This is a genomic window from Pseudomonas sp. NPDC087029 (assembly GCF_044745345.1).
GTDB lineage: Bacteria > Pseudomonadota > Gammaproteobacteria > Pseudomonadales > Pseudomonadaceae > Aquipseudomonas > Aquipseudomonas faucium.
In genome coordinates this window covers 26,597-39,826 of sequence record NZ_JBIVAB010000016.1, presented here as the reverse complement: position 1 = coordinate 39,826, position 13,230 = coordinate 26,597, and the positions used below count along the sequence as shown (strand labels likewise).

Annotated in this window: 13 protein-coding genes; 8 read left to right on the top strand and 5 right to left on the bottom strand. The window is 65.0% G+C overall.

Translation table 11 applies throughout. The features are described from left to right. Positions 1-116: 116 nt before the first annotated feature. The 4 genes from tpx to ACIPG5_RS21405 all read right to left on the bottom strand — a co-directional run bounded on the left by tpx (position 117) and on the right by ACIPG5_RS21405 (position 4,715). A complete protein-coding gene (gene tpx / locus ACIPG5_RS21420; RefSeq protein ID WP_176510790.1) occupies positions 117-617 on the bottom strand; it encodes a thiol peroxidase in 501 nt (166 codons plus the stop codon). Between the two features lie 168 nt (positions 618-785). Then, a complete protein-coding gene (locus tag ACIPG5_RS21415) occupies positions 786-2,066 on the bottom strand; it encodes an HAAAP family serine/threonine permease (protein WP_176510789.1) in 1,281 nt (426 codons plus the stop codon). Between the two features lie 285 nt (positions 2,067-2,351). After that, positions 2,352-3,548 carry an aromatic amino acid transaminase gene (locus ACIPG5_RS21410; protein ID WP_401377975.1) on the bottom strand — a complete coding sequence of 399 codons (1,197 nt, stop codon included), beginning with the start codon at positions 3,546-3,548 and terminating at the stop codon, positions 2,352-2,354. A gap of 141 nt (positions 3,549-3,689) precedes the next feature. Then, positions 3,690-4,715: an Ldh family oxidoreductase gene (locus ACIPG5_RS21405; protein WP_176510787.1), complete on the bottom strand. Its 1,026-nt coding sequence runs from the start codon at positions 4,713-4,715 to the stop codon at positions 3,690-3,692. Between the two features lie 139 nt (positions 4,716-4,854). Here ACIPG5_RS21405 and ACIPG5_RS21400 point away from each other — a divergent pair, with 139 nt between their 5' ends. The 8 genes from ACIPG5_RS21400 to ACIPG5_RS21365 all read left to right on the top strand — a co-directional run bounded on the left by ACIPG5_RS21400 (position 4,855) and on the right by ACIPG5_RS21365 (position 12,238). Further along, complete coding sequence (locus ACIPG5_RS21400; RefSeq protein ID WP_286912267.1) at positions 4,855-5,718, top strand: MurR/RpiR family transcriptional regulator; 864 nt, start codon at positions 4,855-4,857, stop codon at positions 5,716-5,718. A gap of 21 nt (positions 5,719-5,739) precedes the next feature. After that, positions 5,740-6,492 (top strand): transporter substrate-binding domain-containing protein, encoded by a 753-nt coding sequence (locus ACIPG5_RS21395; RefSeq protein ID WP_236235738.1) that lies wholly within the window; start codon positions 5,740-5,742, stop codon positions 6,490-6,492. A 163-nt stretch (positions 6,493-6,655) separates the two neighbouring features. Continuing rightward, complete coding sequence (locus ACIPG5_RS21390) at positions 6,656-7,375, top strand: ABC transporter permease (protein ID WP_176510784.1); 720 nt, start codon at positions 6,656-6,658, stop codon at positions 7,373-7,375. Next, entirely contained in the window at positions 7,372-8,082 is a 711-nt protein-coding gene (locus ACIPG5_RS21385) for an ABC transporter permease (protein ID WP_176510783.1), read from the top strand. The genes ACIPG5_RS21390 and ACIPG5_RS21385 overlap by 4 nt, the downstream gene beginning before the upstream one ends. Before the next feature lie 16 nt (positions 8,083-8,098). Then, positions 8,099-9,343, top strand: a complete 1,245-nt coding sequence (locus tag ACIPG5_RS21380) for an FAD-binding oxidoreductase (RefSeq protein WP_176510782.1) — start codon at positions 8,099-8,101, stop codon at positions 9,341-9,343. A 22-nt stretch (positions 9,344-9,365) separates the two neighbouring features. Continuing rightward, a complete protein-coding gene (locus tag ACIPG5_RS21375; protein ID WP_176510781.1) occupies positions 9,366-10,148 on the top strand; it encodes an amino acid ABC transporter ATP-binding protein in 783 nt (260 codons plus the stop codon). Between the two features lie 384 nt (positions 10,149-10,532). Continuing rightward, positions 10,533-11,342, top strand: coding sequence for a type 1 glutamine amidotransferase (locus ACIPG5_RS21370; RefSeq protein ID WP_314615567.1), 810 nt, complete (start codon positions 10,533-10,535; stop codon positions 11,340-11,342). A gap of 566 nt (positions 11,343-11,908) precedes the next feature. Beyond that, complete coding sequence (locus ACIPG5_RS21365; RefSeq protein ID WP_236193318.1) at positions 11,909-12,238, top strand: hypothetical protein; 330 nt, start codon at positions 11,909-11,911, stop codon at positions 12,236-12,238. Between the two features lie 48 nt (positions 12,239-12,286). On the opposite strand, the gene ACIPG5_RS21360 is transcribed toward ACIPG5_RS21365, so the two are convergent. Beyond that, positions 12,287-13,204: a LysR family transcriptional regulator gene (locus ACIPG5_RS21360; protein WP_176516454.1), complete on the bottom strand. Its 918-nt coding sequence runs from the start codon at positions 13,202-13,204 to the stop codon at positions 12,287-12,289. Between the last annotated feature and the right edge of the window lie 26 nt (positions 13,205-13,230).

Genomic DNA, 13,230 nt, shown 5'->3' with positions numbered 1-13,230 from the left:
GACGCTGAACTTTAAATGAAAACGGCCCGGAAAGTATTCCGGGCCGTTTCAGGGCGTTGCTTGGAGAGAGGAAGGCCTGGAGAGTTCCGTCGCCAGAACCGCCCCCTGGGCAATCCTTATTTCAGAACAGCCAGCGCTGCTTCGTAGTTCGGCTCGTCGGCGATTTCGCCAACCAGCTCGCTGTGCAGCACTTTATCGTTCTCGTCCAGCACCACTACCGCGCGGGCAGCCAGGCCAGCCAGCGGGCCGTCGGCGATGGCCACGCCGTAGGTTTCGAGGAACTCGCGACCGCGCAGGGTCGACAGGTTCTTGACGTTGTCCAAGCCTTCGGCGCCGCAGAAGCGGGCCTGGGCGAACGGCAGGTCGGCGGAGATGCACAGCACCACGGTGTTGGCCACGTCATTGGCCTGGGCGTTGAACTTGCGAACCGAGGTGGCGCAGGTTGGGGTGTCGACGCTTGGGAAGATGTTCAGCACCTTGCGCTTGCCAGCGAAGTCCTTGAGCGACTTGTCGGCAAGGCCCTCACCTACCAGCGAGAAAGCAGGCGCCTGGGCACCGGCCTGCGGCAGGTTGCCTTTGACTTGCACCGGGTTGCCTTTGAGAGTCACTTGAGCCATGGACGAAATCCTTATGCGGGGTTTGAAAAAGACCCTGAGTTAAGCATGAAGGCGGCCGGGTGCCTATGGGGGGCGATAAAATTGTTCTATTGCCAGACAATTATTGTGGACAAAAAAATGCCCGGGTGGCGACAAGCCAACCGGGCATTGCTTGCATCAGGGCAGGTATCAGGCCAGCAGGCCGTACACCACCGAGGTCAGCGCGACCAGGCCGACCACCGTGACGAACACGTTGGACAGCGCGCCGCTGTACTTGCGCATCGAAGGTACGCGACGGATGGCGTACATCGGCATCAGGAACAGCAGCACCGCGATGATCGGGCCGCCGAGCGATTCGATCATGCCGAGGATGCTCGGGTTGAGCGTGGCGACGATCCAGCACACCACCAGCATCAGCGCCGCGACCACTCGGTCCAGGGCCTTGGCCCCCGGACGCGCGCCGGTCTTGGCGATGATGCCCTTGAGGCCCTCGCTGGCGCCGATGTAGTGGCCCAGGAACGACTTGGCGATGGCGACGAAGGCAATCAGCGGCGCGGCGAAGGCGATGGTCGGGTTGCTGAAGTGGTTGGCCAGGTAGGACAGGATCGACAGGTTCTGCGCCTTGGCCTCGGCCAGCTGGGCGCTGTCCAGGGTCAGCACGCAGCTGAACACGAAGAACAGCACCATGGCCACCATCAGCAGGTGCGCACGGGCCAGGATTTGCCCGCTGCGCTGGTCGGCGTGCTCGCCGTAGCGGCGCTTCTGGTCGACGGCGAAGGCGGAGATGATCGGCGAGTGGTTGAACGAGAACACCATCACCGGAATCGCCAGCCAAACGGTGTGCAGGAAGGCCGAGCCCGACGGCACCTGGCTGGCGCTGTCGAGGATGCCGCCAGTCCAGTGCGGCACCAGGTACAGGCCCAGCAGCGCCAGGGCGACGATGAACGGGTAGACCAGCAGGCTCATGACCTTGACCGTGGCCTGCTCACCGCAGCGCACGATCGCCAGCAGGCCGAGGATCAGCACGAACGACAGCAGCGCCCGCGGTGGCGGTGCCATGTGCAGCTGGTGCTCCATGAAGCTGCTGACCGTGTTGGTCAGGGCCACGCTGTAGATCAGCAGGATCGGGAAGATGGCGAAGAAGTACAGCACGGTGATCAGCGCACCGGCAGTGATGCCGAAATGCTCTTCGACCACTTCGGTGATGTCGCCGCCATTGCGCCCGGAGAGCACGAAGCGGGTCAGGCCACGGTGGGCGAAGTAGGTCATGGGGAAGGCCAGCGCGGCCAGGATCAGCAGCGGCCAGAAGCCGCCAAGCCCGGCGTTGATCGGCAGAAACAGCGTGCCGGCGCCGATGGCGGTGCCAAACAGGCCAAGCATCCAGGTGGTGTCGTGACGCGACCAGCTCTGCAGCGTTGCCGGGGTCGATTCTTCAAAGCGTTGTTCAACGCTTGGGGCCTGCTCATTCATTCCGGGTGAAGCTCCACTCGCAAGACTGCAACAGGCTGAGAATGGCGAAATAGACCTTCCGCCCTACTCAACCGAATAAAGAAGGGCGCGATTGTGCGCTGATGGTTGCACTTTGGAAAGCCCCACCCGAGGGACGGTTGCACTTGTCATGACAACTGGATGAGCAAAGGGGCCGCTTCGCGCCCCAATCGCCGGCAAGCCGGCTCCCACAAACAGCCCTTGGTGCGGCGCCTGTGGGAGCCGGCTTGCCGGCGATTGGGCCGCCAAGCGGCCCCTTGCGTCACATCACCTCTGAACGGCGGCAAACGCCTCGGCAACCCGTTGCAGGTTGGCCGGACGCAGGCCCGACATGCACACCCGGCCGCTGTCGATCAGGTACACGCCGAACTCGTCACGCAGCCGGCGCACCTGCTCGACGCTGAAACCGGTGTAGCTGAACATGCCGCGCTGGCGCAGGAAGAACTGGAAGTCCTGGCCCGGCAGCAGCACGGCCAGGGCATCGACCAGCGCCTGGCGCATGTCGAGGATACGCTTGCGCATCACCTCCACCTCTGCCGCCCACTGGGCGTTCAAGGCGGTATCGCCCAGCACCCCGGCCACCAGCTGGGCGCCGAAGTTGGGCGGGCTGGAGTAGTTGCGGCGCACGGTCGCCTTGAGCTGGCCGAGCACACTCTGGGTGGTGGCTTCGTCGTCGCAGACCACCGACAGGCCGCCGACGCGCTCGCCATACAGCGAGAAGATCTTCGAGAACGAGTTGCTGACCAGGCACGGTACGCCGGCACGGGCCATTTCGCGGATGGCGAAGGCATCTTCGACCAGACCTTCACCGAAGCCCTGGTAGGCGATGTCGAGGAACGGGATCAGCTGGCGTGCCTTGACCACTTCCACCACTTGCTGCCACTGCTGCGGCTCGAGGTCCGCGCCGGTGGGGTTGTGGCAGCACGGGTGCAGCAGCACGACGCTGTTGGCCGGCAGGCCCTGCAGGGTGGCCAGCATGCCGTCGAAGTCGACGCCGCGGGTGGCCTGGTCGAAGTACGGGTAGGTGTTCACCTTGAACCCGGCACCTTCGAAGATGGCGCGGTGGTTGTCCCAGGTCGGGTTGCTGACCCAGACTTCGGACTGCGGGAAGTAGCGCTTGAGGAAGTCGGCACCGACTTTCAGCGCGCCGGAGCCGCCGACGGTCTGCACGGTGGCCACGCGCTTGCCGGTCACCGCCGGGTGCTCGGCACCGAACAGCAGCGCCTGGATCGCCTGGCGGTAGGCGGCCAGGCCTTCCATCGGCAGGTACAGCGAGGCTTCGTGGTCTACCCCAGCGATGCGTTTTTCCACCGCATCCACCGCCGCCAGCTGCGGCACCACGCCAGCCTCATCGTAGTACAGGCCGATACTCAGGTTGACCTTGTCGGCGCGCGGGTCGGCCTTGAAGGTTTCCATCAACGAGAGGATCGGGTCGCCGGCATAGGCATCGACATGTTTGAACACAGCGTGCAGCTCCTTGGATCAGGACAGTTCGGAAAGACTGCCCTGAGGATACCCGCAGTCGCGGGCAAGGAACATCACCTAATGTGCAAGGTTGTCTATGCAAGATTGCATGGGGGCCGGCTGGCCGGCGATGAGGCCGGTTCAGCCTGCCAACGCCTCAAGCTCCTGCAGCTCCCGCTCGGTCACCGCCACCCCTTCGCGCTCGGCGATTTCCCGCTCCCGATAACGCCGCTCACCCGGCATCCGCGACAACCCCACCGCCTGCATCTGTTCGACCAGCTCACGGCTGCGCAAGGCAAACCGCTCGCCTTCGGCCTTGCTCGGGTCGATGACGATGATCAACTGCCCGGTCCAGGGCGTCTTCGCCCCCGGATGCCCCGACCAGTCGAACTCCCAGGAGAAATGCCCGCCGGTCAGCGCCGCCGCCAGCAGCTCGACCATCATCGACAGCGCCGAGCCCTTGTGCCCGCCGAACGGCAGCAACGCGCCCCCTTCGAGGATCGCCTTGGGGTCGGTGGTCGGCTGGCCACTGGCGTCCACGCCCATCCCTTGCGCCAGCTGCTGCCCGGCACGCGCGGCAATCTGCACATCGCCATGGGCCATGGCGCTGGTGGCCATGTCGAAGACGATCGGATCATGCCCGGCGCAGGGCGCGGCGAAGGCGATCGGGTTGGTGCCGAACAACGGCTTGCGCGCCCCGTGCGGCACCACGCAGGTCATGCTGTTGACCACGCTCAAGGCCACCAGGCCTTCATCGGCGAATGGCTCGACATCGGGCCACAACGCGGCGAAATGGTGCGAATTGTGGATCGCCAGCACGGCAATGCCGGCGGTGCGCGCCTTCTCCACCAGCAGGCCACGGGCGGCGGCCAAGGCTGGCTGGGCAAAGCCGCCGCCGGCATCGACGCGCACATACGCCGGCGCCACGTCGGTGACCTGCGCCAAGGCCTGGCCGTTCACCCAGCCGCTGGCCAAGGTCGAGACGTAGCCTGGAATGCGGAACACGCCATGGCTGTGGGCACCGTCGCGCTGGGCGCTGGTGCAGTTGTGGGCCAGCACGCCGGCCACGCTTTCGCTGCAGCCGTGGCGCTGCAAAATCGCTTGCAGCAGCCCCTGCAATTGGCTGAACGGCACGCGCACGATGGGGCTGTTGGAAGGTGCGGACATCTGAAGCTCCTTATTGGAATTGGAATGGCAACAGCGTTGGCAACGACAAAAACTTTCCTGCAAGTGACAGCTATCTGTCAAATATTGACTTGATGACAGAAAACATCCATTTTCTGTTTCACCCCTCTGGAGTGGCAGCATGAACCAACCGATCAAGCAACGCCTGGAAAACAGCCTGCAAGGGGCCGCCGCCTCGGGCCGCAAGATCGCCAGCTACATGCTCGCCAACCTCCACGAACTGCCCTTCCAGACCTCGGCCAGCATCGCCGCCAAGCTCGGCGTCAGCGAGTCCAGTGTCGGGCGCTTCTGCCGCTCCCTCGGTTATGCCCATCTCAAGGCGCTCAAGCAAGACCTGCAGAACGACCTGGGTGACGGCCCGTGGCTGGTCGGCGACCGCCTGCAGGAATACCGCCAGCAGCGCGACGACAGCGCCAGCGCCGGCAGCCTGGAGCTGGAAATCGCCGCCCTGGTGCGGGTGCACGAGTACAGCCGCAGCGCGCCCTGGCACCGCGCCGCCCAGCGCCTGGCCGAGCGGCCGCGGGTGTTCGTCGCCGGGTTTCAGACCGAGCGCGGCGTCGCCCAGTGCATGGCGCACCTGCTGCATTACCTGCGCGACGGCGTGCAGGTGGTCGATGGCAGCGCCGGGCATTTCGGCGAAGTGCTGCTGGGCCGCCCGGAAAACAGCGCCCTGGTGGTGTTCGAGGCGCGCCGCTATTCCCGCCATGCCCTGATGCTGTGCCAGAAGGCGCGCCAGGCAGGCATCCCGGTCACGCTGGTGACCGACACCTTCTGCGACTGGGCCGATGCCAACGCCGACGAGGTGTTTCGCATCCCCACCGAGTTCAATCTGTTCTGGGAATCCACCTCGGCGATGCTGTCGTGGGTGCACCTGATGGTCAACGAGGTCTGCAAGAAACTCGGGCCTGATGTTGAAAAACGCTTGGAAGCGACTGCCGCTCTACATAACGAGTTCGTCGGCTATACGGCGGGCAAACAACAATAGCAAGAGTGCAAGAGGTGCAAGATGAACAAGACCATGGCTATGGTGGGTGCGTGTGCCCTGCTGCTGGCGGGTGCGGCCAGCGCCGAGACCCTGCGCTTCGCCACCGAAGGCGCCTACCCGCCCTTCAACTATGTGGATGCCGATAACCAGCTGCACGGCTTCGACATCGACATCACCCACGCCCTGTGCGAACAGATGAAAGTCCAATGCACCCTCGTCGCCCAGGACTGGGAAGGCATCATCCCGGCGCTGATGGCGCGCAAGTACGACGCCGTGGTGGCGTCGATGATCGACACCGAGGAACGGCGCAGGAAAATCGCCTTCACCGACCACTACTACCGCACCCCGCTGACCGTCGCCGTGCCCAAGGACAGCAAGATCAGCGACGCCCAGACCACCTTCAACGGCTACACCGTGGGCGCCCAGTCGTCCTCGACCCAGGCGATCTACGCCGAGGACGTGTACGCCAAGGCCGGCGCCGACGTGAAGCTGTACCCGACCCTGGACGAAGCCAACGCCGACCTTGCCGCCGGCCGCCTGGACGGGGTGATCGCCGACAAGTTCCCGCTGCACGAGTGGCTGAACAAGAACGGCCAGGCCTGCTGCAAGGTGCTGGGTGACGTGGCCGGGACCAAGGCCGACGCCGCCATTGCCGTGCGCAAGGACGACGAGGCGCTGCGCCAGCGGCTCAATACCGCCCTGGCCGCGATCGTGGCCAACGGCACCTACCAGAAGATCGCCAGCAAGTACTTCGACTTCGACATCTACAACTGATCCCGCCCTGTAGGGGCGGCCTTGTGTCGCGAAAGGGTCGCAAAGCGACCCCAAAATTTCAGCGCCGCTGCGCAAATGGCGAGGGCTGCTTCGCAGCCCTTTCGCGACACAAGGCCGCTCCTACAAGGGCAGCGCATGGAGCAGTCAACTCAAGGAATACGTCATGCTCGACCAATTGTCCTTGCTGTCCTTCGCCAGCGGTGGCTGGGGCCAGGCGCTGCTGGCCGGCGCCCTGGTGACCGTGTCACTGGCCCTCGCCTGCCTGCCCATCGGCCTGCCCCTGGGCCTGGCCGTGGCCCTGGCGGCGCGCTCGAAGAAAAAACCCGCCCGCGCCTGGGCCACCACCTTCTCCACCGTATTTCGTGGCCTGCCCGAGCTGCTGACGCTGCTGATCATCTACTACGGCTGCCAGATCGCCGCGCAGAAACTGCTGGCCGCCATGGGCTATGAGGGCGAGTTCCTGATCAACACCTTCCTCGCCGCCATGGTCGCCTTCAGCCTGGTGTTCGCCGCGTTCTCCAGCGAAATCTGGCTGGCCGCCTTCAAGACCCTGCCCAAGGGCCAGCTGGAAGCCTGTGCCGCCCTGGGCCTGGGCAAGCGCACGGCGTTCTTCAAGGTGGTGCTACCCCAGCTCACCCGCATCGCCTTGCCTGGGCTCTCCAACAACTGGCTGTCGCTGCTCAAGGACACCTCGCTGGTGTCGACCATCTCGCTGGTCGACCTGATGCGCCAGACCAACCTGGCCGTCAGCGTGACCAAGGAGCCGATGTTCTTCTACGGCGTCGCCTGCCTGGGCTACCTGTTGTTCTCGGCGCTGTCGGGGCGGGTGTTTGCCTACCTCGAACGGCGCAGCAACCGCCACCTTTTGGGAGCACGCACATGAGTGCCGAACAACTGCTGGCCCTGGTCGTGGACCCCGACCTGCTGGAACGCTACGGCCCGCGCTTCGTCGATGGCTTGCTGGTGACTGCAAAGCTGGTGGCGATCTCCTTCAGCCTGGGCGCCGTGCTCGGCCTGCTGCTGGCCCTGGCACGCCTGTCGCGCCACCTGCTGCTGCAGCGCCTGGCGGCCGGCTACATCTACTTCTTCCGCGGCTCGCCGCTGCTGGCCCAGCTGTTTCTGCTGTACTACGGCCTCGGCTCGCTCAAGGGCTTCTGGCAGGACGTGGGGCTGTGGTGGTTTTTCCGCGATGCCTGGTTCTGCACCTTGCTGGCCTTCACCCTGAACACCGCCGCCTACCAGGCCGAGATCTTCCGCGGCAGCCTGATGGCGGTGGCCCCGGGGCAGCATGAAGCGGCCCGGGCGCTGAACCTCAAGCGCTCGACCACCTTCTTCAAGGTGATCCTGCCGCAATCGCTGCTGGTGGCCATAGGCCCCCTCGGCAACGAACTGATCCTGATGATCAAGGCCAGCGCCATCGCCTCGCTGGTGACCATCTACGACCTGATGGGCGTGACCAAGCTGGCCTTCTCGCGCAGCTTCGACTTCCAGATCTACCTGTGGGCCGCGGTGCTCTACCTGGTGATCGTGGAGGTGGTGCGGCGCCTGCTCAAACACCTGGAAGCCCGCCTGGGCCGCCACCTGAACTGAACGAAGGATGACATCCATGCATTGCCAGACCCTAGTCCTCGGCGCCGGCATCGTTGGCGTCAGCACGGCCCTGCACCTGCAGGCACGCGGGCGCCAGGTGATCCTCATCGACCGCGACGCGCCCGGCAGCGGCACCAGCCATGGCAACGCCGGGCTGATCGAGCGCTCCAGCGTCATTCCCTACGCCTTCCCACGCCAGTTCAGCGCCCTGCTGCGCTATGGCCTGAACCGCCAGCCGGATGTGCGCTACAGCTTGCGCCACCTGCCCAAGGCCGCGCCCTGGCTGCTTCGCTACTGGCAGCAATCGGCGCCCGGGCGCCTGGCCGGCGCCGCCGCCGACATGCTGCCGCTGGTGCAGCGCTGCGTGGAGGAGCACGACGCCCTGATCGAGGCGGCGGGCCTGCAGAGGCTGGTGCGGGCCAAGGGCTGGATCGAGGTGTATCGCGACCCTGCCCTGTTCGACAAGGCCAAGGCCGAGCTCAAGGGCCTGGCCCGCTACGGCCTGCAGTACGAAATCCTCGAGCGCAGCCAGCTGCAGGGGCGCGAGCACCAGCTCGACAGCGCCGTGGTCGGAGGCATCCATTGGCTGGACCCGAAAACCGTCAGCGACCCCGGTGCCCTCACCCGTGGCTACGCTGCGCTGTTCGCCCAGCGCGGCGGGCAGTTCCTCCACGGTGACGCGCGCAGCCTGCGCCAGGCAGAGGGCACATGGTGCGTCGACACCCAGCGCGGGCCGATCAGCGCCGATGAAGTGGTGGCCTGCCTGGGCCCGCAATCGGCCGAGCTCTATCAGCACCTGGGCTACCAGTTCCCGCTGGGGATCAAGCGCGGCTATCACATGCACTACGCCACCCAAGGCGGCGCGCAACTGCAGCATTCGATCTGCGACACCCAGGGCGGCTACGTGCTGGCGCCCATGGCGCGCGGCGTGCGCCTGACCACCGGCATCGAGTTTGCCGCCAGCGACGCGCCGGGCAACGAAATCCAGCTCGCTCGCTGCGAGGCCCTGGCCCGCAAGCTGTTCCCGGCCCTGGGCGAGCGCCTCGACGACAAGCCCTGGCTGGGCCGGCGCCCGTGCCTGCCGGACATGCGCCCGATCATCGGCCCGGCGCCGCGGCACAAGGGCCTGTGGTTCAACTTCGGCCATGCCCACCACGGCCTGACCCTGGGCCCGGTCAGCGGCCGCCTGCTGGCCGAACTGCTGACCGGCGAGCGCCCTTTCACCGACCCTGCGCCCTACAGCGCGGCACGTTTCGACTGAAACCTTGCGGGAGAACAACAACATGACCGCCCCTCTCAGCGTTGCCAGCCTTGCCCCTGAACCCGACCCACGCCCGGTGCTGATCCGGATCGAAGGCCTGAACAAGCACTATGGCGCCTTCCATGTGCTGCACGACATCGACCTGCAGGTGCGCGAAGGCGAGCGCATTGTCCTGTGCGGGCCTTCCGGCTCGGGCAAGTCGACCCTGATCCGCTGCATCAACCGCCTGGAAATCGCCCAGCAGGGCAGCATCCAGGTCGCCGGTATCGACCTTTCGGCCACCACGCGCCAGGCCGCCCAGGTGCGCAGCGAGATCGGCATGGTGTTCCAGCATTTCAACCTGTTCCCGCACATGAGCGTGCTCGACAACTGCCTGCTGGCGCCCACCAGCGTGCGCGGCCTGTCGCGCAAGGATGCCGAGGAACGCGCGCGCATGTACCTGAGCAAGGTCGGCATCGAGAGCCAGGCGCACAAGTACCCCAGCCAGCTCTCCGGCGGCCAGCAGCAGCGCGTGGCGATCGCCCGGGCGCTGTGCATGAAGCCGCGGATCATGCTGTTCGACGAGCCGACCTCGGCGCTGGACCCGGAAATGGTCGCCGAGGTGCTGGATGTGCTGGTGCAGCTGGCAGGCACGGGCATGACCATGCTCTGCGTCACCCACGAAATGGGCTTTGCCCGGCAGGTGGCGGAGCGCGTGCTGTTCCTGGAGGGTGGGCAGATCATCGAGGACAGCCCGCCAGAGGTGTTCTTCAACCAGCCGCGCACGGCGCGGGCCAAAGGGTTTCTGGCGCAGATCCTTCACTGATTTCACGGGCCCCATCGCCGGCAAGCCGGCTCCTACAGGCCTTGTGGGAGCCGGCTTGCCGGCGATGGGGCCGCAAGCCCCCCTTTATTGCACCGCTGCAATGAACCAACTGCGTCGTTAAATATTATTGACCTCACCCCCTGGCAAACCCTTGCCGCCTCAGGCTCGCAAGGGTTTCAGCCCCTTGAAATTGGCGCAAAACCCCTCCCCACGGCCCCTTCAGCCGTTTGACATATCGAACGGCTCTGGCAAGCTATCTCCAAGCCCCGACCGGAATCGTCGCCTCTGACGAGCCGGCAGTGCTCGGGGCTTCAGGTGACACACCAGGCCCTGAGCCGTGCGCCTGCACAACAACGGTAGGTCGAACCTGCCATAAGGTGACATATGTCCAACAGCAACATTGGCAACAAGCAACCCTCCCTGCGCAAACCCGTCGTCCTGATGACCATGGGCAGCCAAGAGCGCAAAGGCCATGACTACCAGGTCATGACCCACAAATACATCACCCCGCTGGTCGAGTTCTCCGATTGCGTCCCGGTACTGGTGCCCACCTGCTGTGGCGTCGAAGACCTCGAGACCTATCTGGACATGGCCGACGGCGTGTACCTGACCGGTGCCGGCAGCAACATCGAGCCGAGCCTGTACGGGCAGGAAAACCAGACCCCTGGCAAAGGCCAGGACGTCAACCGCGACCTGTTCGATATCCCGCTGGTCAAGGCAGCGCTCAAGCGCGGCCTGCCCATCTTCGGCATCTGCCGTGGCATGCAGGAAATCAACGTGGCGCTGGGTGGCGACATCTACCAGAAGGTCTACGCGGAGCCTGGTTTCAACGACCACCGGGAAAACCCGGAAGACCCGGTCGAGGTGCAGTACGCCCAGGTTCACAGCGTGAAGATCAAGCCAGGCAGCTGGCTGCGTGACACCCTCGGCACCGACGAGATTCGCGTGAACTCGCTGCATGGCCAGGGCCTGCGCAACCTCGGCGCCGGCATCGAGCCAATCGCCCACGCCGAAGACGGCCTGGTCGAGGCGATCCACGCGCCAAGCATCTCGCCGTTCCTGTTCGCGGTGCAGTGGCACCCGGAATGGCAAGCCGCGAAGAACCCTGACTCGATCAGGATCTTCCAAGCCTTCGGCGACGCCTGCCGCGCCCAGGTGCGCAAGGCCCAGGTCAAGCGCCAACACGCTGCCTGACCCCAAGCTTCGTTAGTTTTGATCGCGGGGCGGCGCAACGTCGCCCCCGCTTCCCCGGTCACCCTCTGCTGGTCCCAGAACACTTCCCGTGGATGCGGGCGGCGGGCTTGTGCCTGTCTCCGCGATCGTTTTTTTCCTTGTTCGTTCTCTCGTTCTAGAGATAGGCAGACCGTTTAGGTGGTTGTCGTGAAATCGTGGGTGCCTGTGAGACCGAGCGCCGCCCGCGCGGCGCATCGCGGATAAATCCGCTCCTACATTTGTTGCAACGTGCCTATGCCTGATAGGCCATGGTTGCCAGCCTTGGTGGCACGACGCGGTTTCTCGGCGGGCACCAAAAGCGGACAACCATGGCCTGACAGACCGTGGCACGTTGCAACAAATGTGGGAGCGGATTTATCCGCGATGCGCCGCGCGGGCGGCGCGCGATGTCCGCCACCCCGCAATATCACGGCAGGCCACTGGCACTTCGCTTACGGATCGCCACCACCATTGCGGCAAAATACTGGCCCCCAGCCTGCGCAAGCAGAGGCAAACTCCTTTCATCTTCAGATGCTTAGGACAGCAACATGCGGGTATTTCTAGCAACGATGGCCGGCTGCATGCTGGTCTCGACCGCTTTCGGCGCCCACGCCAGGACGCTGAGCCAGAATGATCGCCAGGTCTGTAACTGGGGTTCGCAGATCGCCGCCGAGGCCCAGCAGGCCAAGCTTTCCGGGGTTACCCTGTACGCCACGCGCAACAAGCTGCAGGCGCGCAAGTTCGCCAAGCCATGGATGCGCATGACCGCCTTCGGCATTACCGAGCAGACCTACAACAGCCGCTCGCAACTGAAGCCGCCCGCGATCAAGCAGACTTACTATGAACAGTGCGTTCAGCATGCAATTGCCAAACGTTAAATCTTTTTGAATCAGCTAGTTAGAAGGCTTTTCTAACATTTATTCTAGTTACCGCCATGGCGCGCCATCCTTGAAGCGCGCTTGCAGCCACTCCTTGAACGCCCCCATGGCCGCCGTATTCAGGCGTGCCGTGGGGCGTACAAGGTAGATGCCCGCTGCCACATCCAGCTGCCATTGCGGCAATACCCGCACCAGGCGCCCGGCGGCAATGTCCTCGACCATCAGCCAGTCGCCACCAGCAAGAATCCCTACACCACGCCGCGCCGCTTCCAGCAGGGCCTCGTTGTCGTTTGCGCGCAACGAGCCACTGATCTTGACGCTCACGCCTTCGTTTCCACGGGTGAGTCGCCATTCAGGAAATGACCGTAAACCACTGAAACCCAAGCAATTGTGCTGCGATAGCTGTGCGGGAAATTCGGGTTCTCCAGCGCGTGCCAAATACTGCGGCGAGGCACACAGAATCCGCAGGTGGTCGCACAGCCGAGTGGCCACCAGGCGATTGTCGGCCAGTTCACCGATGCGGATGGCGGCATCGAAACCCTCGCCCACCAGGTCGACGAAGCGGTCTGCGTACTCGGCCTCGACCGTCACCTGCGGGTAGGCCAGCACGAAATCGGCCAGCATGCCGCTCAGCCAGCGCCGGCCCATGGCCGCCGGCAATGCCAGGCGCAAGCGCCCGCGCACCGCCGCCGCGCCCTCGGCAGCCTCTTGCTCGGCCTCGGCGATCAAGCGGTTGGCCTCGCGCACACGCGTCACCAGCCGTTCGCCCTCGTCGGTGAAACGCAGTTGCCGGGTAGTGCGCTCCACCAGGCGGATGCCCAGGCGCTGCTCCAGGGCGCCGAGGCGCTTGGACAGCACCGTGGGGTGTCGCTGCAGCTGGCGCCCGGCAGCGGCAAACGAGCCCTGTTCGTGCAGGGCCAGCAAGGTGGCGAGTTCATCGGCGCGGCGGCTGTCAAAGGCGTCCATGGCAAGGCTCGGTGGCGAGATCGGCA

Excerpts from the sequence above, each read along its gene's own strand:
- ACIPG5_RS21395 (WP_236235738.1), top strand. The coding sequence starts at position 5,740 with ATGAACAAGACCATGGCTATGGTGGGTGCGTGTGCCCTGCTGCTGGCG.
- ACIPG5_RS21370 (WP_314615567.1), top strand. The coding sequence starts at position 10,533 with ATGTCCAACAGCAACATTGGCAACAAGCAACCCTCCCTGCGCAAACCC.
- ACIPG5_RS21415 (WP_176510789.1), bottom strand. The coding sequence starts at position 2,066 with ATGAATGAGCAGGCCCCAAGCGTTGAACAACGCTTTGAAGAATCGACC.
- ACIPG5_RS21390 (WP_176510784.1), top strand. The coding sequence starts at position 6,656 with ATGCTCGACCAATTGTCCTTGCTGTCCTTCGCCAGCGGTGGCTGGGGC.
- ACIPG5_RS21365 (WP_236193318.1), top strand. The coding sequence starts at position 11,909 with ATGCGGGTATTTCTAGCAACGATGGCCGGCTGCATGCTGGTCTCGACC.
- tpx (WP_176510790.1), bottom strand. The coding sequence starts at position 617 with ATGGCTCAAGTGACTCTCAAAGGCAACCCGGTGCAAGTCAAAGGCAAC.
- ACIPG5_RS21380 (WP_176510782.1), top strand. The coding sequence starts at position 8,099 with ATGCATTGCCAGACCCTAGTCCTCGGCGCCGGCATCGTTGGCGTCAGC.
- ACIPG5_RS21360 (WP_176516454.1), bottom strand. The coding sequence starts at position 13,204 with ATGGACGCCTTTGACAGCCGCCGCGCCGATGAACTCGCCACCTTGCTG.
- ACIPG5_RS21385 (WP_176510783.1), top strand. The coding sequence starts at position 7,372 with ATGAGTGCCGAACAACTGCTGGCCCTGGTCGTGGACCCCGACCTGCTG.
- ACIPG5_RS21400 (WP_286912267.1), top strand. The coding sequence starts at position 4,855 with ATGAACCAACCGATCAAGCAACGCCTGGAAAACAGCCTGCAAGGGGCC.
- ACIPG5_RS21405 (WP_176510787.1), bottom strand. The coding sequence starts at position 4,715 with ATGTCCGCACCTTCCAACAGCCCCATCGTGCGCGTGCCGTTCAGCCAA.
- ACIPG5_RS21375 (WP_176510781.1), top strand. The coding sequence starts at position 9,366 with ATGACCGCCCCTCTCAGCGTTGCCAGCCTTGCCCCTGAACCCGACCCA.